Annotated in this window: 18 protein-coding genes, 1 tRNA gene and 1 pseudogene; 7 read left to right on the forward strand and 13 right to left on the reverse strand. The window is 72.3% G+C overall.

Features of this window, described 5'->3' with window-relative positions; translation table 11 throughout:
- Positions 1 to 103: 103 nt before the first annotated feature.
- Positions 104 to 871 (forward strand): LuxR C-terminal-related transcriptional regulator, encoded by a 768-nt coding sequence (locus Srubr_RS34555; RefSeq protein WP_189992080.1) that lies wholly within the window; start codon positions 104 to 106, stop codon positions 869 to 871.
- On the opposite strand, the gene tamR is transcribed toward Srubr_RS34555, so the two are convergent.
- Complete coding sequence (gene tamR / locus Srubr_RS34560; RefSeq protein WP_030616064.1) at positions 830 to 1,327, reverse strand: MarR family transcriptional regulator TamR; 498 nt, start codon at positions 1,325 to 1,327, stop codon at positions 830 to 832. The genes Srubr_RS34555 and tamR overlap by 42 nt on opposite strands.
- A gap of 88 nt (positions 1,328 to 1,415) precedes the next feature.
- On the opposite strand from tamR, the gene Srubr_RS34565 reads away from it, so the two are divergent.
- Complete coding sequence (locus Srubr_RS34565; RefSeq protein ID WP_189992079.1) at positions 1,416 to 2,228, forward strand: trans-aconitate 2-methyltransferase; 813 nt, start codon at positions 1,416 to 1,418, stop codon at positions 2,226 to 2,228.
- A gap of 103 nt (positions 2,229 to 2,331) precedes the next feature.
- Here the strand turns inward: Srubr_RS34565 and Srubr_RS34570 are convergent, their stop codons facing one another.
- Positions 2,332 to 3,009, reverse strand: a complete 678-nt coding sequence (locus tag Srubr_RS34570) for a TetR/AcrR family transcriptional regulator (protein WP_189992077.1) — start codon at positions 3,007 to 3,009, stop codon at positions 2,332 to 2,334.
- Positions 3,006 to 4,013 (reverse strand): acyl-CoA desaturase, encoded by a 1,008-nt coding sequence (locus tag Srubr_RS34575; protein ID WP_189992074.1) that lies wholly within the window; start codon positions 4,011 to 4,013, stop codon positions 3,006 to 3,008. The genes Srubr_RS34570 and Srubr_RS34575 overlap by 4 nt, the downstream gene beginning before the upstream one ends.
- Before the next feature lie 306 nt (positions 4,014 to 4,319).
- On the opposite strand from Srubr_RS34575, the gene ppc reads away from it, so the two are divergent.
- Positions 4,320 to 7,052: a phosphoenolpyruvate carboxylase gene (ppc, locus tag Srubr_RS34580; protein WP_189992073.1), complete on the forward strand. Its 2,733-nt coding sequence runs from the start codon at positions 4,320 to 4,322 to the stop codon at positions 7,050 to 7,052.
- An 87-nt stretch (positions 7,053 to 7,139) separates the two neighbouring features.
- Here the strand turns inward: ppc and Srubr_RS34585 are convergent, their stop codons facing one another.
- The 7 genes and pseudogenes from Srubr_RS34585 to Srubr_RS34615 all read right to left on the reverse strand — a co-directional run bounded on the left by Srubr_RS34585 (position 7,140) and on the right by Srubr_RS34615 (position 12,618).
- Positions 7,140 to 7,646: a hypothetical protein gene (locus tag Srubr_RS34585; protein ID WP_189992071.1), complete on the reverse strand. Its 507-nt coding sequence runs from the start codon at positions 7,644 to 7,646 to the stop codon at positions 7,140 to 7,142.
- A 92-nt stretch (positions 7,647 to 7,738) separates the two neighbouring features.
- The gene (gene pth, locus Srubr_RS34590) at positions 7,739 to 8,341 is read right to left on the reverse strand and encodes an aminoacyl-tRNA hydrolase (protein ID WP_189992069.1); all 603 of its coding nucleotides are present in this window, start codon (positions 8,339 to 8,341) and stop codon (positions 7,739 to 7,741) included.
- Positions 8,342 to 8,410: 69 nt separating this feature from the next.
- Complete coding sequence (locus Srubr_RS34595; protein WP_189992066.1) at positions 8,411 to 9,004, reverse strand: 50S ribosomal protein L25/general stress protein Ctc; 594 nt, start codon at positions 9,002 to 9,004, stop codon at positions 8,411 to 8,413.
- Between the two features lie 206 nt (positions 9,005 to 9,210).
- On the reverse strand, positions 9,211 to 10,191 hold the full coding sequence (locus Srubr_RS34600; RefSeq protein WP_181793527.1) for a ribose-phosphate diphosphokinase: 981 nt from the start codon (positions 10,189 to 10,191) through the stop codon (positions 9,211 to 9,213).
- 154 nt (positions 10,192 to 10,345) lie between these two features.
- Positions 10,346 to 11,794, reverse strand: a complete 1,449-nt coding sequence (gene glmU / locus Srubr_RS34605; RefSeq protein WP_189992064.1) for a bifunctional UDP-N-acetylglucosamine diphosphorylase/glucosamine-1-phosphate N-acetyltransferase GlmU — start codon at positions 11,792 to 11,794, stop codon at positions 10,346 to 10,348.
- A 115-nt stretch (positions 11,795 to 11,909) separates the two neighbouring features.
- Positions 11,910 to 11,981 (reverse strand) — tRNA-Gln (locus Srubr_RS34610).
- Between the two features lie 29 nt (positions 11,982 to 12,010).
- A pseudogene (locus Srubr_RS34615) lies at positions 12,011 to 12,618 on the reverse strand (hypothetical protein).
- 166 nt (positions 12,619 to 12,784) lie between these two features.
- Between Srubr_RS34615 and Srubr_RS34620 the strand changes: the two are divergent.
- Positions 12,785 to 14,107, forward strand: coding sequence for a sensor histidine kinase (locus Srubr_RS34620; protein ID WP_189992062.1), 1,323 nt, complete (start codon positions 12,785 to 12,787; stop codon positions 14,105 to 14,107).
- 57 nt (positions 14,108 to 14,164) lie between these two features.
- Here Srubr_RS34620 and Srubr_RS34625 read toward each other — a convergent pair whose 3' ends face one another.
- On the reverse strand, positions 14,165 to 14,659 hold the full coding sequence (locus Srubr_RS34625; RefSeq protein WP_189992060.1) for an SUKH-3 domain-containing protein: 495 nt from the start codon (positions 14,657 to 14,659) through the stop codon (positions 14,165 to 14,167).
- Between the two features lie 46 nt (positions 14,660 to 14,705).
- On the reverse strand, positions 14,706 to 15,221 hold the full coding sequence (locus tag Srubr_RS34630) for a YwqJ-related putative deaminase (RefSeq protein WP_189992058.1): 516 nt from the start codon (positions 15,219 to 15,221) through the stop codon (positions 14,706 to 14,708).
- A gap of 299 nt (positions 15,222 to 15,520) precedes the next feature.
- Here Srubr_RS34630 and Srubr_RS34635 point away from each other — a divergent pair, with 299 nt between their 5' ends.
- The 3 genes from Srubr_RS34635 to Srubr_RS34645 all read left to right on the forward strand — a co-directional run bounded on the left by Srubr_RS34635 (position 15,521) and on the right by Srubr_RS34645 (position 20,762).
- Complete coding sequence (locus Srubr_RS34635; RefSeq protein ID WP_189992056.1) at positions 15,521 to 16,516, forward strand: SMI1/KNR4 family protein; 996 nt, start codon at positions 15,521 to 15,523, stop codon at positions 16,514 to 16,516.
- 10 nt (positions 16,517 to 16,526) lie between these two features.
- A complete protein-coding gene (locus Srubr_RS34640) occupies positions 16,527 to 19,652 on the forward strand; it encodes an SUKH-4 family immunity protein (protein WP_189992054.1) in 3,126 nt (1,041 codons plus the stop codon).
- A gap of 222 nt (positions 19,653 to 19,874) precedes the next feature.
- Positions 19,875 to 20,762, forward strand: a complete 888-nt coding sequence (locus tag Srubr_RS34645) for a cellulose-binding protein (RefSeq protein WP_229926553.1) — start codon at positions 19,875 to 19,877, stop codon at positions 20,760 to 20,762.
- 15 nt (positions 20,763 to 20,777) lie between these two features.
- On the opposite strand, the gene Srubr_RS34650 is transcribed toward Srubr_RS34645, so the two are convergent.
- Positions 20,778 to 22,274: an MFS transporter gene (locus Srubr_RS34650; protein ID WP_189992052.1), complete on the reverse strand. Its 1,497-nt coding sequence runs from the start codon at positions 22,272 to 22,274 to the stop codon at positions 20,778 to 20,780.
- Between the last annotated feature and the right edge of the window lie 97 nt (positions 22,275 to 22,371).

Here is a 22,371-nt window from a genome sequence, read left to right on the forward strand (position 1 = left end):
TCCGGACCTTCTCCGGGCATGTCCCGGAAGCCGGCTCATTTCCGGAGCTTTCCGGACCTTGGACATCCCCTGCTCCTCGCGGAGCCACGGGGAAGGGGGTTACGTGGTTCGTATCCGAGTCCTGGTCGTCGACGACCACCGCATCTTCGCCGAGTCGCTGGCCGCCGCCCTGGCCGCCGAACCGGACGTCGACGTCTTCGCGGCCGGCAGCGGCCCGGCCGCGCTGCGCTGCCTGGAGCGGGCGGCCGGCGAGGGCCGCCGCTACGACGTGCTGCTGGTCGACGCCGACCTCGGCGGCCCCCCGCCCGGCGCCCGCCCGGCGGTACCGGTGCGGGACGGCACCGAGGAGGGCCTGGTGGACGGCATCTCCCTGGTCGCCGGGGTGCGCACCGCCCAGCCCGGGGTGCGGTCCGTCGTCCTCGCCGACAAGGACGACCCGCGCCGCGCTGCCCTCGCCCTCCAGGCCGGTGCCTCCGGCTGGGTCGCCAAGGACTGTTCGCTGTCCCGGCTGCTGACGGTGATACGGGGCGTGCTGCGCGACGAGACGCATCTGCCGCCCGCGCTGCTCACCGGGGTGCTCAAGGAGCTGACGGCGGCCCGCCGGCACCGCACCGAGAGCGAGCGGCTGGTGGAGTCCCTCACCCCCAGGGAGCGGGAGGTGCTGCGCTGCATGGTCGCCGGGCTGGGCCGCAAGGCCGTCGCCGAGCGGCTGTTCCTCTCCCCGCACACCGTCCGCACCCACATGCAGAACGTCCTCGGCAAGCTGGGCGTCCACTCCACGCTGGCGGCCGTCGCGCTCGCCCGGCGGGCCGGGGTCGGGCCGGTGGACCTAGCCGGGGATGTTGTCGAACGGGGCGGTCAGCTGGCGTAGCAGCCCGGCCAGTTCCGCGCGCTGGGCGCGGGACAGCTCGGCGAGGATCGCCCGCTCCTGCTCCAGCAGTCCGGCCAGTGCCTGGTCCGCGCGGTCCCGGCCCTCGTCGGTCAGCCGGACCAGCACGCCGCGCCGGTCGCTGGGGTCGGGCAGCCGCTCCACCAGGCCCTTCTTCGCCAGCCGGTCGATGCGGTTGGTCATCGTGCCCGAGGTGACCAGGGTCTGGGTCAGCAGCTGGCCGGGGGAGAGCTGGTACGGCGTGCCCGCGCGCCGCAGCGCGGTCAGCACGTCGAACTCCCAGGGCTCCAGCTGGTGCTCGGAGAAGGCGAGCCGGCGGGCGCGGTCCAGGTGCCGGGCGAGTCGGCTCACCCGGCTCAGCACTTCCAGCGGCTCCACGTCGAGGTCCGGGCGCTCCCGGCGCCACGCTGCGACCAGCCGATCGACCTCGTCCTCCATGGAGATCAGTGTAGTGGTTGTGTCGACATGAAGTCTCTTGATATCAAGCCTCTTGATATGGAGACAGTTGCGGGAGGACAGTGGACCCATGACCACACCCCGCTGGGACCCCGACCGGTACCTCCGCCACGCCGGCCACCGCACCCGCCCCTTCACCGACCTCCTCGCACGCCTGGCGGACCCGCCCGGCGACCGCCCCCGCGTCGCCGATCTCGGCTGCGGCCCCGGCAACGTCACCGCCCTGCTCGCCGGACGATGGCCCACCGCCCGCATCACCGGGTACGACAACTCCCCCGAGATGCTCGACCGGGCCCGCGCCGACCACGAGGGACCCACGGCGGGCGGCGGCCGGCTCGACTTCGCCCACGCCGACGTACGGACCTGGACGCCCGGGGAGCCGTACGACCTGATCGTCTCCAACGCCACCCTGCAGTGGGTGCCGGGCCACGCCGACCGGTTCGCCGACTGGACCGCCGCACTCACCCCCGGCGGCGCCCTCGCCTTCCAGGTCCCCGACAACCTCGACGCCCCGCTGCACACCCTGCTGCGCGACCTCGTCGCCGCCCCACGCTGGCGCACCCGCCTCGCCGGCGCCGTCCGCGCCACCGACTCCGTGCACGCCCCCGGCTTCTACCTGGACCGCCTCACCCGCCTGGGCTGCGCGGCCGACGTGTGGCAGACCACCTACCAGCACGTCCTCCAGGGCGAGGACCCGGTGCTCGACTGGGCGAAGGGCACCGCGCTGCGCCCCGCGCTGACCGCCCTCGCCGACGACCCCGAGGCCCGCGAGGCGTTCCTCACCGAATACCGCGCCCTGCTGCGCACCGCCTACCCGGGCGCCCCCTACGGCACGGTCCTGCCGTTCCGCCGCCTGTTCGCGGTCGCGGTGAAACCGGCGTAGGGAGACCGTCGTGCCGGTGCGTTGCTGTAGCCGTCGGTCGGCCGGCCGACGCCCGCCGTGAAGCGGCCCCGCTGAAGGGGACGCTGTGAACTCGGCTCACGCCCTACGCCTTGCGGTGACCTATCAACCGCGGCTTCTGCTCCAGGCCGTCCAGGCCGTGCCACGCCAGGTTCACCAGGTGCGCCGCCACCTCCGCCTTCTTCGGCCGGCGCACGTCCAGCCACCACTGCCCGGTCAGCGCCACCATGCCGACCAGCGCCTGGGCGTAGAGCGGGGCGAGCTTCGGATCGAAGCCCCGCGACTTGAACTCGCGGCCCAGGATGTCCTCCACCTGGGTGGCGATGTCGGAGATCAGGGACGCGAATGACCCCGTGGACTGCGGGATGGGCGAGTCCCGGACCAGGATGCGGAACCCGTCCGTGTACTCCTCGATGTAGTCCAGCAGCGCGAACGCCGCCTGCTCGCACAGCTCACGCGGATGGCCGGCGGTCAGCGAGCTGGTGACCATGTCCAGCAGGCGGCGCATCTCCCGGTCCACCACCACCGCGTACAGCCCCTCCTTCCCGCCGAAGTGCTCGTACACCACCGGCTTGGACACCCCGGCCTTCGCCGCGATCTCCTCCACCGACGTGCCCTCGAAGCCCTTCGCCGCGAAAAGGGTGCGACCGATCTCCAGCAACTGCTGGCGGCGCTCGGCACCGGTCATACGGGTCCGGCGGGTCCGCCGCTGCTTGTCGTTGCCTGAAGTGCTGCTGGAGTCGGTCGCCACGGCGTCAATCATGCCGCCTCGGCGGTCTCCCTCCGGCGCCGGGAGCCGCCTTCCTCGGTGTTCCGCCGCGAATCGATACGCGAGCGTGACGGCCAGCGCACGTCATACGCCCAGCCCAGCCGCTCGAACCAGCGGATGAACCGCGCCGAGGAGTCCAACTGGCCGCGCATCACGCCGTGCCGCGCCGAGGTCGGGTCGGCGTGGTGCAGGTTGTGCCAGGACTCGCCGCAGGACAGGATCGCCAGCCACCACACGTTGCCCGAACGGTCCCGCGACTTGAACGGCCGCTTGCCCACCGCGTGGCAGATCGAGTTGATCGACCACGTCACATGGTGCAACAGCGCCACCCGGACGAGTGAACCCCAGAAGAACGCGGTGAACGCGCCCCACCACGACATCGTCACCAGACCGCCGATCAGCGGCGGCAGCAGCAGCGACACCAGCGTCCACATCACGAACTGCCGGGAGATCGCCCGCATCGCCGGGTCCTTGATCAGGTCCGGGGCGTACTTGTCCTGCGGGGTCTGCTCCTCGTCGAACATCCAGCCGATGTGCGCCCACCACAGGCCCTTCATCAGCGCCGGAACCGTCTCCCCGAACCGCCACGGGGAGTGCGGATCGCCCTCGGCGTCGGAGAACTTGTGATGCTTGCGGTGGTCGGCCACCCACCGCACCAGCGGGCCCTCCACCGCCAGCGACCCCATGATCGCCAGCGCGATCCGCAGCGGCCGCTTCGCCTTGAACGAGCCATGGGTGAAGTACCGGTGGAAACCGATCGTGATCCCGTGGCAGCCGAGGAAGTAGAAGAACACCAGCAGGCCCAGATCGAGCCAGCTCACCCCCCATCCCCAGGCCAGCGGCACCGCCGCCACCAGCGCGAGGAACGGCACGGTGATGAAGAGCAGCAGCGTGATCTGCTCGATCGAGCGCTTCTGTTCCCCGCCCAGCGTGGCGGACGGAACAGCCGTGTCGGTGGCCTCACGGGCCTCTGCGATCACATCGGAGCTTGAGGTCATACGCGTCCCCTGTGGGGTCGAGAGTCGAGTCGGTTGCCGGGGGCCGCCGGGACCGGACGGGACTCGACGGTACTTCCCTACGGTCCCGTAACCTACGGCATCGTAAGTATGGCAGCGCGTCATGCCGCGGCAAGAGCCCCAGACCCTGCGCGTCCACATCGCCACCTATCCTTGGAACCGGTCGGACAGCGCGGTCCGCTGAAGTTTCCTTCCCGGACGCCACGGCCCGTATGCGGCGCCCCGCCGCGCGGTGGCCGGCCGGGTTCCCCGCCAGCCGAGCTTCAACACTGCAAGGAGCCGCAACCTGTGAGCAGTGCCGACGACCAGACCACCACAACCAGCAGCGAGCTGCGCGCCGACATCCGCCGGCTGGGCGACCTCCTGGGCGAGACCCTCGTCCGCCAGGAGGGCCCCGAACTCCTCGAACTGGTCGAGAAGGTCCGCCGCCTCACCCGCGAGGACGGCGAAGCCGCCGCCGAGCTGCTGCGCGGCACCGAACTGGAGACCGCGGCCAAGCTGGTCCGCGCCTTCTCCACCTACTTCCATCTCGCCAACGTCACCGAGCAGGTGCACCGCGGCCGCGAGCTGCGCGCCCGCCGCGCCGCCGAGGGCGGCCTGCTCGCCCGCACCGCCGACCGGCTCAAGGACGCCGACCCCGAGCACCTGCGCCAGACCGTGCAGAACCTCAACGTCCGCCCGGTCTTCACCGCCCACCCCACCGAGGCCGCCCGCCGGTCCGTCCTCAACAAGCTGCGGCGCATCGCGGCCCTCCTGGACACCCCCGTCCTCGACACCGACCGCCGCCGCCACGACGTCCGCCTCGCCGAGAACATCGACCTCGTCTGGCAGACCGACGAGCTGCGCGTCGTACGCCCCGAACCCGCCGACGAGGCCCGCAACGCCATCTACTACCTGGACGAACTGCACGCCGGCGCCGTCGGCGACGTCCTGGAGGACCTCACCGCGGAACTCGAGCGCGTCGGCGTCAAGCTCCCCGACGACACCCGCCCGCTCACCTTCGGCACCTGGATCGGCGGTGACCGCGACGGCAACCCCAACGTCACCCCCCAGGTCACCTGGGACGTCCTCATCCTCCAGCACGAACACGGCATCAACGACGCCCTGGAGACGATCGACGAACTGCGCGGCCTGCTCTCCAACTCCATCCGCTACACCGGAGCCACCCAGGAACTGCTCGACTCCCTCCAGAAGGACCTCGAGCTGCTCCCCGGGATCAGCCCCCGCTACAAGCGCCTGAACGCCGAGGAGCCCTACCGGCTCAAGGCCACCTGCATCCGGCAGAAGCTGGTCAACACCAAGCAGCGCCTCGCCAAGGGCACCCCGCACGAGGACGGCCGCGACTACCTCGGCACCGCCGAGCTGCTGAAGGACCTCAGGATCATCCAGGCCTCCCTGCGCGAACACCGCGGCGGCCTGTTCGCCGACGGCCGCCTGGCCCGCACCATCCGCACCCTGGCCGCCTTCGGCCTCCAGCTCGCCACCATGGACGTCCGCGAACACGCCGACGCCCACCACCACGCCCTCGGCCAGCTCTTCGACCGGCTCGGCGAGGAGTCCTGGCGCTACGCCGACATGCCCCGCGAGTACCGGGCCAAGCTCCTCGCCAAGGAACTGCGCTCCAGAAGGCCGCTCGCCCCCACCCCGGCCCCCGTCGACGCCGCCGGACAGAAGACCCTCGGCGTCTTCCAGACCGTCAAGAAGGCCCTGGAGGTCTTCGGCCCCGAGGTCATCGAGTCCTACATCATCTCCATGTGCCAGGGCGCCGACGACGTCTTCGCCGCCGCCGTCCTCGCCCGCGAGGCCGGCCTGATCGACCTGCACGCCGGCTGGGCCAAGATCGGCATCGTCCCGCTGCTGGAGACCACCGAAGAGCTGAAGGCCGCCGACACCATCCTGGAGGACATGCTCTCCGACCCGTCCTACCGGCGCCTGGTCGCGCTCCGCGGCGACGTCCAGGAGGTCATGCTCGGCTACTCCGACTCCTCCAAGTTCGGCGGCATCACCACCAGCCAGTGGGAGATCCACCGCGCCCAGCGCCGGCTGCGCGACGTCGCCCACCGCTACGGCGTCCGGCTGCGCCTCTTCCACGGCCGCGGCGGCACCGTCGGCCGCGGCGGCGGCCCCTCCCACGACGCCATCCTCGCCCAGCCCTGGGGCACCCTGGAGGGCGAGATCAAGGTCACCGAGCAGGGCGAGGTCATCTCCGACAAGTACCTCATCCCCTCCCTCGCCCGGGAGAACCTGGAACTGACCGTCGCGGCCACCCTCCAGGCATCCGCCCTGCACACCGCCCCCCGCCAGTCCGACGAGGCCCTCGCCCGCTGGGACGCGGCCATGGACGTCGTCTCCGACGCCGCCCACGCCGCCTACCGCCGCCTGGTCGAGGACCCGGACCTGCCGACGTACTTCCTCGCGTCGACGCCGGTCGACCAGCTCGCCGACCTGCACCTGGGCTCCCGGCCCTCCCGCCGCCCCGGCTCCGGCGTCTCGCTCGACGGCCTGCGCGCCATCCCGTGGGTGTTCGGCTGGACCCAGTCCCGGCAGATCGTCCCCGGCTGGTTCGGCGTCGGCTCCGGCCTGAAGGCCCTGCGCGAGGCCGGCCTGGACACCGTCCTCGACGAGATGCACCAGGAGTGGCACTTCTTCCGCAACTTCATCTCCAACGTCGAGATGACCCTCGCCAAGACGGACCTGCGGATCGCCCGGCACTACGTCGACACCCTCGTCCCCGACGAGCTCAAGCACGTCTTCGACACCATCAAGGCCGAACACGAGCTGACCGTCGCCGAGGTCCTGAAGGTCACCGGCGAGAAGGAACTGCTGGACGCCCAGCCCGTCCTCAAGCAGACCTTCGCCATCCGCGACGCCTACCTGGACCCCATCTCCTACCTCCAGGTCGCCCTGCTCAAGCGGCAGCGCGAAGCGGTCGCGGCCGGCGTCAACCCCGACCCGCTGCTCTCCCGCGCCCTGCTCCTCACCGTCAACGGCGTGGCGGCGGGCCTGCGCAACACCGGCTGACACCGGCTGGTCAATCGCACAAAAGGGTGCCCCCGAGGTCGTACGACCCCGGGGGCACCCCCTTTTCCTGGTTCGGCTCGGCTCAGCTCACTGCACCGCCACGAACGCCGCCGTCAGCAGCCCCGCACCGGCCAGCCCCAGCACCCACGCCGGCCGCGTCAGCCGCATCCCGCCCGCGACCACCACCGACGCCAGCAACAGCGCCCCGCCGAGCGGCAGCCACGCCAGCAGAATCCCCGCCGGACCCGACCGCACCGCCTCCCCGGTACCGGGTTTCAACACCACGTCGTACGTCGACCCCGCACGCACCCCCACCGACGCGTCCAGCTCCACACTCGCGCGGGCCCGGCCCCCCGCCGACTCCGGCGTGAACGGCCCCGTACAGGTGTCCCCGGCACACCGCGTCACCCGCACCGCGCCGGACTCACGCCCCTTCGCCAGCATCACGTGCTGTGCGGTCCCCCAGGAACCCCACACCCCGGCGAACAGGATCAGTGCGGCGAACGCACCCATCACGGCGACCCGGCCGAACCGCAGCGCGGTCCCGGACGCCTGACGAGCGGTACTGGCGGTGGCAGGCATGGCCGGGATCATTGGCCATACCCCTACGAGCGGTCAACTCCGGTGGGTGGCCTGGGCGGACAAGTCACGAGTTGTACGACGCCACGCCCACCCGGAGGGCACCCTCACGAGTTGTACGCGCCCTGCGCCCGCTCCAGCCCCTCCGTCACCAGGCACTCCACCGCGTCCGCCGCCCGGTCCACGAAGTAGTCCAGCTCCTTGCGCTCCGCCGACGAGAAGTCCTTCAGCACGAAATCGGCCACCTGCATCCGCCCCGGCGGCCGGCCGATCCCGAACCGCACCCGGTGGTAATCCGGCCCCATCGCCTTCGTCACCGACTTCAGACCGTTGTGCCCGTTGTCCCCGCCGCCCAGCTTCAGCCGCAGCGTGCCGTAGTCGATGTCCAGCTCGTCATGGACCGCCACGACGTTCCCCACCGGAACCTTGTAGAAGTCCCGCAACGCGTTCACCGGACCACCGGACAGATTCATGAACGACATCGGCTTCGCCAGGATCACCCGGCGGTTCGCCGGCCCCACAGGACCGATCCGGCCCTCCAGCACCTGCGCCTGCGCCTTGCCCGCCCGCTTGAACTTCCCCCCGATCCGCTCCGCGAGCAGGTCCGCCACCATGAAACCGACATTGTGCCGGTTCATCGCGTACTCCGGACCCGGATTGCCGAGCCCGACGATCAGCCAGGGGGCACTGGCGGGAGTGGTCACGTCCATCTCTCCTCGATACGCGCCAGCCGCTGCCCCCCACGGGAACAGCGGCTGACGAAACGACGACTACGAGGCTCAGGCCTCGGCAGCCTCTTCACCCTCGGCGGACTCGCCCGCGGTCTCCTCGGCCTGCGCCTGCAGCACCTGGATGACGACCGCGTCCTCGTCCACGGCCAGCGACACACCGCTGGGCAGCGCGATGTCCTTGGCGTGGATCGAGGCACCGGCCTCCAGACCCTCCACGGAGACGGTCACGGCCTCCGGGATGTGCGTGGCCTCGGCCTCGACCGGCAGCGCGTCCAGGACGTGCTCCAGCAGGTTGCCACCCGGGGCCAGCTCGCCCTCGGTGTGCACCGGGATCTCGACCGTGACCTTCTCGCCACGCTTGACCAGCAGCAGGTCCACGTGCTCCAGGAAGCCCTTCAGCGGGTCACGCTGCACGGCCTTCGGAATCGCCAGCTCGTTGGTCTTGCCGTCGATGTCCAGCGAGATCAGGACGTTCGGCGTACGCAGCGCCAGCAGCAGCTCGTGGCCCGGCAGGGTCAGGTGCACCGGCTCGGAGCCGTGGCCGTACAGAACGACCGGCACCTTGTTGTCACGGCGGATGCGACGGGCCGCACCCTTGCCGAACTCCTTGCGGGACTCGGCGGAGAGCTTCACCTCGGACATAACAATCACTCCTCGTAGGAACTCGGAACGGACGTGGTCACCCGGCCACGAACGGCCTGCTACGAAGAGCGCGTCGATAACGGACCGCCGTATTCGCAGACACGAGTACGGCCTCCCTCGCCGAGCAACTCAAGCAGTCTACTCGGCAGGGGAGGCCGCACCCAAAAGGATCACCCGCTAGCCCGCTCCACGGACCAGCAGAAACCTCACTGCTCGTCGAACAGGCTCGTCACCGAACCATCCTCGAACACCTCACGCACCGCACTCGCGATCGTCGGAGCGATCGACAGCACCGTGATCTTGTCCAGATCCCGGCCCAGCTCCGCCGGCGTCGGCAGCGTGTTCGTGAACACGAACTCACTCACCCGCGAGTTCTTCAGCCGGTCCGCCGCCGGACCCGACAGCACACCGTGCGTCGCCGTCACGATGACATCCTCCGCACCGTGCGCGAACAGCGCGTCGGCAGCCGCACAGATCGTGCCACCGGTGTCGATCATGTCGTCCACCAGCACACAGACCCGGCCCTTGACCTCGCCCACCACCTCGTGGACCGTCACCTGGTTCGCCACGTCCTTGTCACGACGCTTGTGCACGATCGCCAGCGGCGCACCGAGCCGGTCACACCACCGGTCCGCCACCCGCACCCGGCCCGCGTCCGGAGACACCACCGTCAGCTTGTCCCGGTCCACCTTCTTGCCCACATAGTCCGCCAGCAGCGGCAGCGCGAACAGGTGGTCCACCGGACCGTCGAAGAAGCCCTGGATCTGATCCGTGTGCAGATCCACCGTCAGAATCCGGTCGGCACCCGCCGTCTTCATCAGATCCGCGATCAGACGCGCCGAAATCGGTTCACGACCCCGGTGCTTCTTGTCCTGCCGCGCGTAACCGTAGAACGGCACGATGACGGTGATCGACCGCGCCGAAGCCCGCTTCAGCGCATCGATCATGATCAGCTGCTCCATGATCCACTGGTTGATCGGAGCCGTGTGGCTCTGGATCACGAAGCAGTCCGCACCACGCGCCGACTCCTGGTAACGGACGTAGATCTCCCCGTTCGCGAAGTCGAAGGCCTTCGTCGGGACGACCCCGACACCCAGCTGCTGGGCGACCTCCTCGGCAAGCTCGGGGTGGGCGCGGCCGGAGAAGAACATCAACTTCTTCTCGCCGGTCGTCTTGATCCCGGTCACAGCACAGTCTCCTCAGAGGTTGTCTCAGCCAGCCGGCTGCTCGGCGACCTCTCGGCTGGGCATGAGAGGCCGAATCAGCTGGTAAGGGTGCGGGGTGCACATGTGCGGATGTGCACTTATCACGGTACGCCGTGTTTGGCGCACACGTTTCCGGTCAGTCCTCGCTCTCGCCCCGGCGGGACACCGCCTCGGCCGCCTTCGCCGCCGCGCTCCCCGGCCGCTTCCGGGCCACCCAACCCTCGATATTCCGCTGCTGGCCACGGGCCACGGCCAGCGAACCCGGCGGCACATCCTTCGTGATCACCGACCCGGCGGCGGTGTAAGCACCGTCCCCGACCGTGACAGGAGCCACAAACATGTTGTCCGACCCCGTCCGGCAGTGCGACCCGATCGTCGTGTGATGCTTGTCCTGACCGTCATAGTTCACGAACACGCTCGCCGCGCCGATGTTCGTGTACTCACCGATCGTCGCGTCCCCGACGTACGACAGGTGAGGCACCTTCGTGCCCTCCCCGATCGACGCGTTCTTCGTCTCCACGTACGTACCGATCTTGCCCTTCGCACCCAGCCGGGTACCGGGCCGCAGATACGCGTACGGCCCCACGCTCGCCCCCGCGCCGATCCGGGCCCCGTCGGACACCGTGTTGTCCACCCGCGCCCCCGCACCCACGTGCGTGTCCCTCAGCCGGCTGTTCGGCCCGACCTCGGCACCCTCGCCCAGATGCGTGGACCCGGTCAGCTGCGTACCCGGAAGCACCACCGCGTCCCGCTCGAACGTCACGGTCACATCCACCCAGGTGGTGGCCGGATCGACCACCGTCACCCCGTCCAGCATCGCCCGCGTCAGCAGCCGGTCGTTCAGGATGCGGCGCGCCTCGGCCAGCTGCACCCGGTTGTTGATACCCGCGATCTCCCGGTGATCGGCCGCGACCGACGCGCCCACCCGGTGCCCGGCGTCCCGCAGGATCCCGAGCACGTCCGTCAGGTACTCCTCGCCCTGGCTGTTGTCCGTGCGCACCTGCTTCAGCGCCTCCGCCAGCAGCTGCCCGTCGAACGCGAACACACCGCTGTTGATCTCCCGGATCGACCGCTGGGCGTCGGACGCGTCCTTGTGCTCCACGATCGCGGTGACGGCACCCGTCGCCTCGTCCCGCACGATCCGGCCGTAGCCGGTGGCGTCCGGCACCTCGGCCGTCAGCACGGTCACGGCGTTGCCGTCCGCGTGGTGCGTGTCGGTGAGCCGCTGGAGCGTCTCGGCGGTCAGCAGCGGGGTGTCCCCGCACACCACCACGACGGTGCCGTCCACCGCGCCGCCCAGCTCCTCCAGGCCCATCCGTACGGCGTGCCCGGTGCCGTTCTGCTCCGCCTGCACGGCGGTCCTGGTGTCCGGGTCGATCTCGGCGAGGTGGGCGCTCACCTGCTCGCGGGCGTGGCCGACCACGACGACGAGGTTCTCGGGGGTCAGCGCGCGGGCGGCGGCCAGCACATGGCCGACGAGGGAGCGGCCGCAGATCTCGTGCAGGACCTTGGGTGTGGCCGACTTCATACGGGTGCCCTCACCCGCTGCGAGAACGACGACGGCTGCCGGGCGGATGGCACTCACGGGGTTGCCCTTCGGCTGGGGGTGGGTGGGTGACAGCCGCAGGATACCGGGGGGAGGGGTGGGGGATGCGGGGGCGGGCCCTGACGGTGGTGTCAGGGCCCGGTGATGGTGTGAGCTCCCCTGCCAGGACTCGAACCTGGAACAAATCATCCAAAGTGACCCGTGTTGCCCATTACACCACAGGGGAGTGCATAAGCTACCTAAACGGACATTTCGCTAGTCCGTTGAGGTCGCCGCCCCTACTATGCCGCACCACCAGCCTTCGATGCGACGGTACAACTCGGCGCCCTTCAGGACTTTGATCACCAGGCAGCCGCGATAGGCGTCCCCGGTGTTCTTGCGGACCGTCTTGGGGTTGTGCTTCTTCAAGGTGGTCTTGTTGAAGGCCGAGGTGTCGGCGCCGATCAGGTCGGCCCAGTAGCGCTCGGCCCCCTCGATGTCGGCGTTCTCGTGGATCATCACGTTGAACCTGAGGCGCTCGCGTTCCACCCGGAGCAGGTCGAGCCACGCCAGATAAACCTCGGCAGGTCCCGGACCCACAGGGAGATGGAGCTCTTCGAGCACCCCAGCTCCAGCTGGATCCGGTCGTACGTCCAGCCCTGGAGGCGCAGCGCTCTCGCCCGGTCGCGCAGGTCGTCCTTGGCGTTCGGGCGCTTTGTCCACTCGGGTGGTGGCTCGCCCTCCAGGAGGCGGTTGAGGATGTCGTTGTTGTCGACGTGCAGCCGGTCGCGGATCTGGCGCCGGCTCAGTCCTTCCCGCCGCAACGCCACTGCCCGCTCCCGCAGCCCCTCGAAGTCGGCGTATGTGCCGTACGTCTGTGCCATGGGCATACCGTCCGGCCGGAATGGGAGGTTCCGGGGTCGAACGGGAAAGGTTCACCAGTTCGAGGGATAGAGGGAGGTTTCGGTGTCGTTCGGTTACGGAGTGTGGTGTGTGGAGGTAGGTGAAAGTCACCGGAAATGCCGCACCCGCCGCCCGTAGGCTGGAGGCATGACCACGACGGGGGAAGAGCACGCCAGGGCCTTGACCGGGCCATGGTGGTGGGCCAGGCGGCGCAGCGCGGTGCTCGACGGGGGGCTCGCGCTGCTGTCCGCCGCGGAGTGCGCCGCGGAGGGGGTTCCGTTCGCCCGGGAGGCCGGGATTCCGGTGTCCGTGGGCGTGCTGTTCGGGCTGATCGCGGGCGCGGTGCTGCTGGTGCGGCGGAAGTGGCCGATCGCCGTGGTGCTGGTGGCGATCGCGGTGACGCCGGCCGAGATGGGCTTCCTGATGGGTGTCGTCGGCCTGTACACGCTGGCGTCGTGCGAGCTGCCGCGCCGGGTGATCGGGGCGTTGTCGGGGATGTCGTTGCTGGGCACGGCGGTGGTGACGTTCGTGCGGGTGCGGCAGGACATGGCGCGCGGTGATCTCACGCTGGGTGACTGGTTCCTGCCGTTCGCGGCGGTGACGACGTCGCTGGGGCTGACGGCTCCGCCGGTGCTGCTCGGGTTGTACGTGGGGGCGCGGCGGCGGTTGATGGAGAGTCTGCGGGAGCGGGCGGATTCGTTGGAGCGGGAGCTTCAGTTGCTCGCGGAGCGGGCGGAGGAGCGGGCGGAGTGGGCGCGTAACGAGGAGCGGACGCGGATCGCGCGGGAGATGCACGACGTGGTGGCGCACCGGGTGAGTCTGATGGTGGTGCACGCGGCGGCGTTGCAGGCGGTGGCGCGGAAGGATCCGGAGAAGGCGGTGCGGAACGCGGCTCTGGTGGGGGATATGGGGCGGCAGGCGTTGACGGAGTTGCGGGAGATGCTCGGGGTGCTGCGGGCGGGTGGGGACGCGGTGCGTCGTCCTTCGGGGGTGCCGTTGGCGGCGGTGGGGGAGGCGGCCGAGGCGGCGGCGTCGCGTGCGGCGCAGTCGCGTGCGGCGGCCGAGGCGGGGGAGGGGCCGTGTCTGTCGGAGCTGGAGGAGTTGGTCGGGCAGTCGGCCGCCGCGGGGATGGTGGTGGATCTGTCGGTGGAGGGGGAGGTGCGGTCGTATCCGGCGGAGGTCGAGCAGACGGCGTACCGGGTGGTGCAGGAGGCGTTGACGAACGTCCACAAGCACGCGGCGGGTGCGAAGACGTATGTGCGGCTGGCGCACCGGGTGTCGGAGATCGCGATGCAGGTGGAGAACGAGCCGCCGCCGGAGCCGGCGTCGGCGTCGGCGGCGGGGTTGCCGTCGGGGGGTAACGGCCTGGTGGGGATGCGGGAGCGGGTCGTGGCGCTGGGTGGTGTGTTCGTGTCGGGGCCGACGGACGCGGGTGGGTTCCGGGTGTCGGCGGTGATTCCGGCGGCGTGAGCCGTGGGGGGCGGGCCGGGGTGTGACCGCCCAGCCGCCGGCCATCGGCGCGGGGGGTCAGCCGGCGGTGAGGCGTACGGGCTGGATGCCGGTGATGAGGGTGGTCAGGGCGCGGTCGATGTCGGGGCCGGTGTACCAGTCGCCGGTGTGGTCGATGGTGTAGACGCGGCCTTCGGCGTCGATGGCGAGGAGGGCGGCGGTGTCGGTTTCCTCGCCGAGGGGGCAGAGCTGGGTGCCGAGGGCGTGGCCGAGGTCGCCGAGGGTGCGGGCGAGGTGGAGGCCGTGCAGGGGGTCGAGGTGGAGGGTGGTGGGGGCGATCTGGCGGCCGGGGCCGGTGGGGGTGATGGTGAGGCCGCCGAATTCGGCCCAGGCTTCGACGGCGGCGGGGAAGACGGTGTGCCGGTGTCCGGCGGGTGAGGTGTGGGTGCGCAGGGCGTCGGCCCAGATCTCGGCCTGTTTGATGTCCCAGCGTCCGGGTTGCCAGCCGGCGGCGCGCAGGGCGGCGTCGACGGGTACGGGGAAGCGCGTGGTAGACGTGCGGTCGGGGTGCATCTGCCCTTCGTTCGTCGAGCTTGCCGGGTGGTTCGTGGTGGTGGGGTCAGCCGTCGGTGGGGGTGGTGTCGACGATGCGGACGCCGAAGTGGGCGCTGAGGGCGGTGCAGGCGCGGCAGGGGGCGGCGAAGCGGCCGTGCAAGGGGTCGCCGTCCTCGCGTATGCGGCGGGTGGTGAGTTTGGCGTGTTTGAGGGCTTTGCGGGCTTCGCCGTTGGTCATGGGTCTGCGGGCGGCGCGTTTGCTGCGGGCGGCGTCGGCGGTGGTGAGGTGCCGGGAGATGAGGATGGTCTCGGCGCAGCGGCCGGTGAAGCGGTCGCGCTGGGTGCTGGGGAGGGTGTCGAGGAAGTCCTGGACGAGGGGGTGCAGGGTGGGGGGCCGGTCGCCGCGGGCGGCGGTGCAGGTGAGGGTGGTGCCGCGGACGGAGAGGGCGGCGGCGATGGCGGGCAGGATGCCGTCGCGGCGGTGCCGGAGGGTGGGGGTGGGGGGTGTTTCGGTGCCGCTCCAGTCGATGCGAGGGTCGCCGGCCCGCACGTCGGCACCTCCGGTCTGCAAGGTTGTCATGATCGTTGTCCCTCCCCTGGGGCGTCCCCCGAAGGACTTAGGGTGCCAAATGCCGTGGCTGGTGGGGAAGCTGGGGCGGTGTGACACGCCTGTTCCGGGGCGGGGTGTGACGGTGGGGTGACGGCTGGTCACGGTGGTGGCCGCCGGTGCGGGCGCGGGTTGCGGGTGCGGGTGGGTGTGGGTGTGGGCGGTGTTGCGGTGGGCCGGTGACCGGGGTTGGTGTTCCGCATAGGGTGGGCGCCATCCGCGATCGACACCGCCGTTCACGGCCAGAGAGAACGCCGCAGGGGGCATCCGTCATGACGACAGGTCGGCTCGGGCAGCAAGCCGCGCCGCCGAACGCGGCCTATGCCGGGCAGGTCGTGCACTTTCCGGATCCGGTCCGGGCGGCACGTCATCCGAGGGGGGTGCGGGTCGACGAGCGGGGTTATCCGGATTTCTCGCCGTACGCGCGCGTGGCGGTGGAGATCGCCGAGCCGCCGGAGGGTTTCGGGGTCGATGAGCTGCGGCTGACGGACTACGTGTCGGCGAACGCGGCATTGGCGGCGGCGGGGCACGAGTTGTGGGACACGGTGCCGAATGTGGCGACGCCGCACGGCTGGACGTGGCATCACGTGGCGGGCACCCGGCGGCTGGAGTTGATTCCGGTCGAGGTGAAGGCGCTGCTGAGGCATCACGGCGGGGTGGCGACGGCGCGGGTGGACCATGCCAAGCGCGGGACGCGGCCGTTGCAGGAGTCGCGGCCGGTGCACTTCGGGCTGCCGAAGTCGGGTGTGGCGGTGTCGGAGGCGCAGGTGCAGGGGATCGAGGAGGACCTGGGTTACCGGTTGCCGGGTGCCTACCGTTCGTTCCTGAAGGCGGCGGGCGGTTGTGCGCCGGTCGGCGCGGCGCTGGACGCCGGGCTGGGGCTGCTGGTGGACCAGCCGTTCTTCACGGTGCGGGACGAGGCCGCGGTCAATGACCTGGTGTATGTGAACAAGTGCCTGCGCGACCACCTGACGAAGGATTACCTCGGGGTGGGGTTCGTGCAGGGCGGGTTGCTCGCGGTGAAGGTGAAGGGCGAGCGGGCCGGTTCGGTGTGGTTCTGCGCGTACGACGATGTGCGGGACGTGGACGCGGCGTGGTCGCCGGCGGAGCGGGTGGAGCGTCTGCTGCTGCCGTGCGGTGACGACTTCGACGCGTTCTTGTCCCGGTTGGCCGGTGGTCCGCCGGAGTTGGAGACGGTGGCCGGTCTGATGGTGGACGGCGGCTTCGTCCGGGTCGTCCCGGTGTCTTCCGGTCCGGTGGGGGAGTGAGCTGCACGCGATGGTGACGTACGCGCAGGCGCAGGAGCGCGCCGAGGAGTGGATCAACGGCGACGTGCCCGTGTACCAGCACCGTGAGGTGCGGGTGCGGGAGTTCGGGCTGGGGTTCGTGGTGTGGGGCGAGGACCGGGCGGAGGGTCCGCGTTCGGACGCGGGCGGTCTGCGGCTGGTGATCGCCCGGGACAGCGGGGATGCCACGTTGTGGCCCGCGCTGCCGGTGGGTGAGGTGATCCGCCGGTACGAGGAGGAGTACGGCCGTGCCGGGGAGCCGCAGGACGCGGTGCCGGCGCCCGCGCGGCTGGACCTCAACCAGACGTCGTTCCTGCTGACTCCTCCGGAGTGGTTGCAGGAGGCGGCGGACAAGTTGGGGGCGGGTGAACAGGGCGCGGCGGGTTCGAGCGGTTCGACGGGGTCGACGGTGGGGGCGGCTCCGGCTCCAGGTTCGGCCTCGGATACGGCCTCGGCCTCGGATACGGCCTCGGCCTCGGCCTCGGACTCTGCTTCGGCGGAGTCGGGTGGTGGGCCGGCTTCGGGCGGGGGTACGGCGCCGGGTGCTCCGGGGACGGCCGGTGTGCCGGGCGTGCCCGCTCCCGCGGAGGTGCCCGAGGGCGCCACGCCGTGGGCCGGGACCGACACGAACGCGGGGTCCGGTGAGGACGACCGTTCCGTGCCGCTGCCCGCGACGGTGTTCGCGCCGCCGTTGAGCGACTCGGACGACGCGCCGCGGCCTCCGGCGGTCGCGGCGGACGCGCCGACGGCGTTGATGTCGGGCGGCAGCCAGCTGCCGCCGACGGCGGTCGCACCGGCGCCGGACGCGCCGGACGCGCCGGGCGCCGGCCGGAACGACACGTCCCCGCCGGCACCGGGCGCGTCGGCGTACGGTCATCCGCAGGCGCAGGCGCAGGCGCAGGCGCAGGCGCAGGCGCAGGCGCAGGCGGCTCCGGGTACGCCCGCGCCGGGTGTACCGCCGTACCCTCCCGCGCACGGCACTCCGCCCCCGCCTCCGCCCATGGCCTGCGGGGCGCCGGGCGCCCCGCAGGGCGGCACGTCCGCGCCGCTCCCGCCGCCCGTTCCGTCGTACGGCTACCCGCAGGGGCCGGGCGGCGCTCCGGGATACGGCTATCCGCAGGCGCCGGGTGGTGCGCCGGGTGGTGCGCCGGGCGCGCCGCGGCCTCCGGCGGGTCCGGGTGCGCCCGCGCGTCCGCTGCCGCCGCACGCGGGGGACATCGCGGACGCCGCGACGAGCAAGGCGGCACCGCCGCCGAAGAAGGGGCGCGGGGGAGTGGGTACGCCCCCTCCGCCGCCGGGCGCCCCGGGCATGCCGGGCGCGCGTCCGGGGAGTGCGACGCCGCCGGGCGCTCCCGCGGGCGGGTACGTGCCGACGCAGCTGGTGTCGGCGCTCGGGCCGGAGGGTCCCGAGGGGCAGGCCGGTCCTGGGGGCGCGGAGGGAACGCGGGCGCCGGGCGCGCCGAACGTTCCGGGCGCCCCCAACCCGCCCGCCGCGCCCCCGGGTGCCCCGGGTGGTACGCCTCCGGGGGGTGTGCACCAGGCGGCCACGATGCTGGCCGACCCGAACCGACCGGGCGAAGGCACACCCCAGCCTCCCGGCGCGCCCCATCCGCCGGGGGCGCCCCATCCGTCGGGCGCGCCCCAGCCGTCGGCGGCCCCGCAGTCGCCGGGTGCCCCTGGTGCCCCTGGTGCGCCGGGTGCCCAAGGCATGCCCACCCCGCCCGGAGCCCCCGCGGCCCCGGGCGCGCCCGGCATGCCCCCGGCGCCGGGTGCCCCGCAGCCCCCGGGCGCGCCCCACGCCCCGGGCGCCCCCGTACCCGGCGCGCCCCAGCCTCCTGCCGCGCCGCATGCTCCGGGCGCTCCAGGTACTCCAGGTGCTCCGGGCGCCCCCGGCGCTCCCGGTGCCGTGCACCAGGCCGAGACCATGCTGGCCGCACCCCCCGTGACCGGCGGTCCGGGTGCCGTCGCGCCCCCGGGTGCCGCCCCGAACGCCGCGCCGCCGTCCCCGCCCGCCCCTGGTGTGCCGGGCGGCGCCCCGGGCATGCCTCCGGGCGCTCAGGGCACCCCGCCCCCGATGCCGCCCGGTGCGATGCCGCCGCCCGGTGCGCCCGTACCGGGGCCGGCGTACGGGTATCCGCAGGGGCAGCCGACGGTGGGTCCGGGCTATCAGGCCGTGTTGCGCTACCGCGCGCAGGACGGTTCCGAGCAGCAGCTGATCCGGCGTTCGGCGCCGGGCATGCCGCACCCGGAGTGGCAGATCTTCCACGAGCTGCGGGCCATGAACGTGCCGCCGGACCAGGTGCTGGAGCTGCACACCGAGCTGGAGTCGTGTGAGCTGCCGGGTGCCTACTGCGCGCGGATGATCCGGGAGCAGTGGCCGCAGGCGCGGATCACGAGCATCGCGCCGTACGGCACGGACCACGCGGGCCGGCGTCAGGGCATGCATCAGTTGCTGGCGCACCAGGGCGAGTTGCACCAGGTGGCGGACGGCCCGGCGCGGCCGGCGCCGGTGCGGGCGCCGCTGCCGCCGGTGCAGGCCGCGCCGCCGGTGCCGCCGGAGGGGGTCGCGCAGGAGCTGGCGGCCGCGTTCGGGCCGGGGATCTTCCGGTTCGAGCAGCAGGCGGTGTCCCGGCAGGGTGTGCCGCCGATCGTGGCGCACACCCTGGTGGTGGCCGGACTGCCGCTGGACATGGGCCCGTTCTTCTGGGCGCAGGCGCAGCCGGGCCGTCCGGTGCCGACGCTGGCGGAGCTGGCGGCCGAGCGCGGGGTGATGGCGGCGCCGGACGCGGGCTCGTACCTGGTGATGGGCACCGACTTCGGCAAGGCGGTCTGTGTGCAGTACGGGACGGCGAGCATCGTGGCCGTGCCGGTGGAGGCGGGTCCGGGCGGTGCGCCGGTGCCGCCGCAGTTCGTGAATTCCGGGCTGCCGGAGTTCGTGCGCTGTCTGGCGTTGCTGGGCCGGATGTGGCGTCTGAGGTACGGGCTGAACCAGGAGCAGGCGGGCCGCTGGACCGTCGACTTCCAGGCGCAGCTGGCCGCCCTGGACCCGGCGGCGCTCGGTTCGCCGGAGAGCTGGTGGTCGGTGCTGCTGGAGCAGATGTGGGACGGGCTGTTGTAGCCCTTCCAGCGCGGGCACGTCCGCTGCGTGCCGCTGTCGGGCCCTTCGCGCGTGCGTGAAGGGCCCGACGCTTGCCGGTCGCGTGCCCGGTGTGTGCCCGGCGCGCGTTCCGTGTCCGCGCGCCGTTCTGCGGAGTGTCGGGTTATGACCGCTTATGTCCGATCCATCAAGATATGCACGAAATCATTCTGTCGTGTAGGTCCGGTGGAGAGGAGTCCCAGGGTGAGCAGCGCATCGATGCCGCCGCACGGCTTCGCGACCGTCCGGGGGCGCGGCTACCGCCCCGACCAGGTCGACGCCTGCCTGGAGGCGCTGTCCGAGGACCGGGACGCCGCCTGGGAGCGGGCCGCCCGGCTGACCGTGCTCGCCAAGGACATGGAGGCGGAGGCGGCGCGGCTGGGCGAGGTGGTCGCCGGGCTCCAGCCGCAGACGTACGAGGCGCTGGGGGAGGGCGCCCAGCGGCTGTTCCAGCGGGTGCAGAGCGAGGCGGCGGACCTCAGGGAGCGCACCCGGCGCGCGGCCGCGCAGCACGTCGCGCGGGCCGAGGCGGAGGCCGAGCGGGTCCGCCGGGAGGCGCGAGAGGCGGCGGACGCGGTCCGCGCGGCGGCCGACGAGCACGCGCGCGGACGCGTCCTGGCCGCGCGCGCCGAGGCCAACGGCATCCGGGTCGGGGCCCGGCGCGAGGTGCGGGCGGCGCGCATGGAGGCCCTCGCCCTGGTGCGCGAGGCACGCCAGCGCGCCGCCGGGATGCTGGCCGAGAACTCCCGGGAGAACGCCGGACGCTGGGCGGCGGCCGAACGCGAGGCGGCCGAGCGGGCGGCGGAGCTGGACGCCCGGCACGCCGAGCGGGCGAGCCGGGCCGAGGCCGCGCTGGCGGCGGCCGGGCGGGCCGTGGAGGAGGCCGGGGAGTACGCCCGCCGGTGTGAGGAGCGGGCACGCGCGCGTGCCGCCGAGATCGTCGCGGACGCGCGCGTGCGCGAGGAGCGCATCGCCCAGGAGACCGAGCGGGTGCTGCGCGAGCACGGCGACACCTGGGACGCCGTGCAGGCGCACATGGACTGCGCGCGCGAGAACCTGATGTCGCTGACCGGAAGAGCCGTCACCGAGTGAGCGGGCCCGCGGGGCTCACTCCGGGAGCACCGGGAACCGGCGGGGTGCCACCAGCAGCAGCACCACGAACGCCAGGGCCGCCGCGCCCGCCGCGCCGAGGTAGACGGCGTGGACCGCGTCGGCGATGGCCCGCCGGGTCGCCTCCGGGGCCGTGCCGGTGTCCAGCGCGCGGGTGACGGAGTCCAGGTCGCCGGCCCCGCCCAGCCGCGCGGCCAGCACCCCGTTGGCGATGGCGCCGAACAGGGACGCGCCGAGGGTCTGGCCGGTCTGCCGGCAGAACAGCACCGAGGCGGTCGCGGTGCCCCGCTCCGACCAGCCCACCGTCGACTGCACCCCGACGATCAGCGGCAGCTGGAACAGGCCCAGCGCCCCGCCGAGCAGCAGCATCAGCAGCGTCGGCTGCCACCAGGCCCCCGGGTAGGGCAGGAACGGGAACGCCAGGAGGATGAGCGTGGCGAGGCCGATGCCGATCAGCGCGGTGTCCCGGAAGCCGATCCGCCGGTAGACGTGCTGGCTGAGCGCGGCGGACACCGGCCAGCTCAGCGTCCACACCGACAGCACGAACCCGGCGGCCACCGCGCCGAGTCCGAGCACCGACTGGGCGTACGTCGGCAGGAACACCGCGGGCGCCACCATCAGCAGTCCCAGCGCGCCGAGCGCCAGATTGACGGCGGCGATCGTCCGGCGCCGCCACACCCAGCCCGGGATGATGGGCTGCGCGGCCCGTCGCTCCACCGCCACCACCACGGCGACCAGGGCGAGACCCGCGCCGAACAGAGCCAGTGACGGCGCCGACAGCCACGGCCAGGCGACCCCTCCCTGCACCAGCGCGGTCAGCAGCACCCCGCCGCACGCGAACACCGCGAGCGCGCCGGCCCAGTCCACGCGCGCGTGGCGGGCGGTTTCCCGTTCGGGCTCGTGCAGGTGACGCACGATCAGCCACAGGGCGGCCGCGCCGATCGGCAGGTTGATCAGGAAGATCCAGCGCCAGTCGGCGTAGGCGGCGAGCACTCCGCCGAGTCCGGGCCCTGCCACCGCGCAGACCGCCCAGACCGTGGACAGCCGGGACTGTATCTTCGGGCGCTCGGCCAGCGGGTACAGGTCGGCGGCGAGCGTCTGCACGGTGCCCTGCAACGCCCCACCGCCCAGGCCCTGGACGATCCGGAACGCGATCAGCGCGCCCATGTTCCAGGCGACCGCGCACAGCAGCGACCCGGCGAGGAACACGGCGGCGCCCACCACGAGCACCGGTTTGCGGCCGAAGGTGTCGGAGAGCTTGCCGTAGACGGGGAGCGTGACGGTGACGGCGAGCAGGTAGCCGGAGAACAGCCAGGAGAAGACGGAGAAGCCGCCCAGGTCGCCGACGATCTGGGGGACCGCCGTGGAGACGACGGTGGAGTCCAGCGCGGCCAGTGCCATCGCCAGCATCAGGGCGGCCACGACCGCCCCCCGGCGCCGTTCTCCCTGGTGCCGGGCCGCGCCGCCGCGTATCGCGGGTGTCGTACTCCCCACCGCAAACCCCTCCCCTGCTTCCCGTCGGAAGCTACCCAGGTGTCCCCTGCACCCATGTCTGCGACGACAGCTTTCCACGGAGGGCGGGCCGGGGCCC

Source organism: Streptomyces rubradiris, from assembly GCF_016860525.1.
Lineage (GTDB): Bacteria > Actinomycetota > Actinomycetes > Streptomycetales > Streptomycetaceae > Streptomyces > Streptomyces rubradiris.

Excerpts from the sequence above, each read along its gene's own strand:
- Srubr_RS34585 (WP_189992071.1), bottom strand. The coding sequence starts at position 7,646 with ATGATCCCGGCCATGCCTGCCACCGCCAGTACCGCTCGTCAGGCGTCC.
- Srubr_RS34640 (WP_189992054.1), top strand. The coding sequence starts at position 16,527 with ATGGTGACGTACGCGCAGGCGCAGGAGCGCGCCGAGGAGTGGATCAAC.
- Srubr_RS34625 (WP_189992060.1), bottom strand. The coding sequence starts at position 14,659 with ATGCACCCCGACCGCACGTCTACCACGCGCTTCCCCGTACCCGTCGAC.
- Srubr_RS34635 (WP_189992056.1), top strand. The coding sequence starts at position 15,521 with ATGACGACAGGTCGGCTCGGGCAGCAAGCCGCGCCGCCGAACGCGGCC.
- Srubr_RS34620 (WP_189992062.1), top strand. The coding sequence starts at position 12,785 with ATGACCACGACGGGGGAAGAGCACGCCAGGGCCTTGACCGGGCCATGG.
- Srubr_RS34570 (WP_189992077.1), bottom strand. The coding sequence starts at position 3,009 with ATGATTGACGCCGTGGCGACCGACTCCAGCAGCACTTCAGGCAACGAC.
- tamR (WP_030616064.1), bottom strand. The coding sequence starts at position 1,327 with ATGGAGGACGAGGTCGATCGGCTGGTCGCAGCGTGGCGCCGGGAGCGC.
- Srubr_RS34595 (WP_189992066.1), bottom strand. The coding sequence starts at position 9,004 with ATGTCCGAGGTGAAGCTCTCCGCCGAGTCCCGCAAGGAGTTCGGCAAG.
- Srubr_RS34565 (WP_189992079.1), top strand. The coding sequence starts at position 1,416 with ATGACCACACCCCGCTGGGACCCCGACCGGTACCTCCGCCACGCCGGC.
- Srubr_RS34630 (WP_189992058.1), bottom strand. The coding sequence starts at position 15,221 with ATGACAACCTTGCAGACCGGAGGTGCCGACGTGCGGGCCGGCGACCCT.
- Srubr_RS34575 (WP_189992074.1), bottom strand. The coding sequence starts at position 4,013 with ATGACCTCAAGCTCCGATGTGATCGCAGAGGCCCGTGAGGCCACCGAC.
- pth (WP_189992069.1), bottom strand. The coding sequence starts at position 8,341 with ATGGACGTGACCACTCCCGCCAGTGCCCCCTGGCTGATCGTCGGGCTC.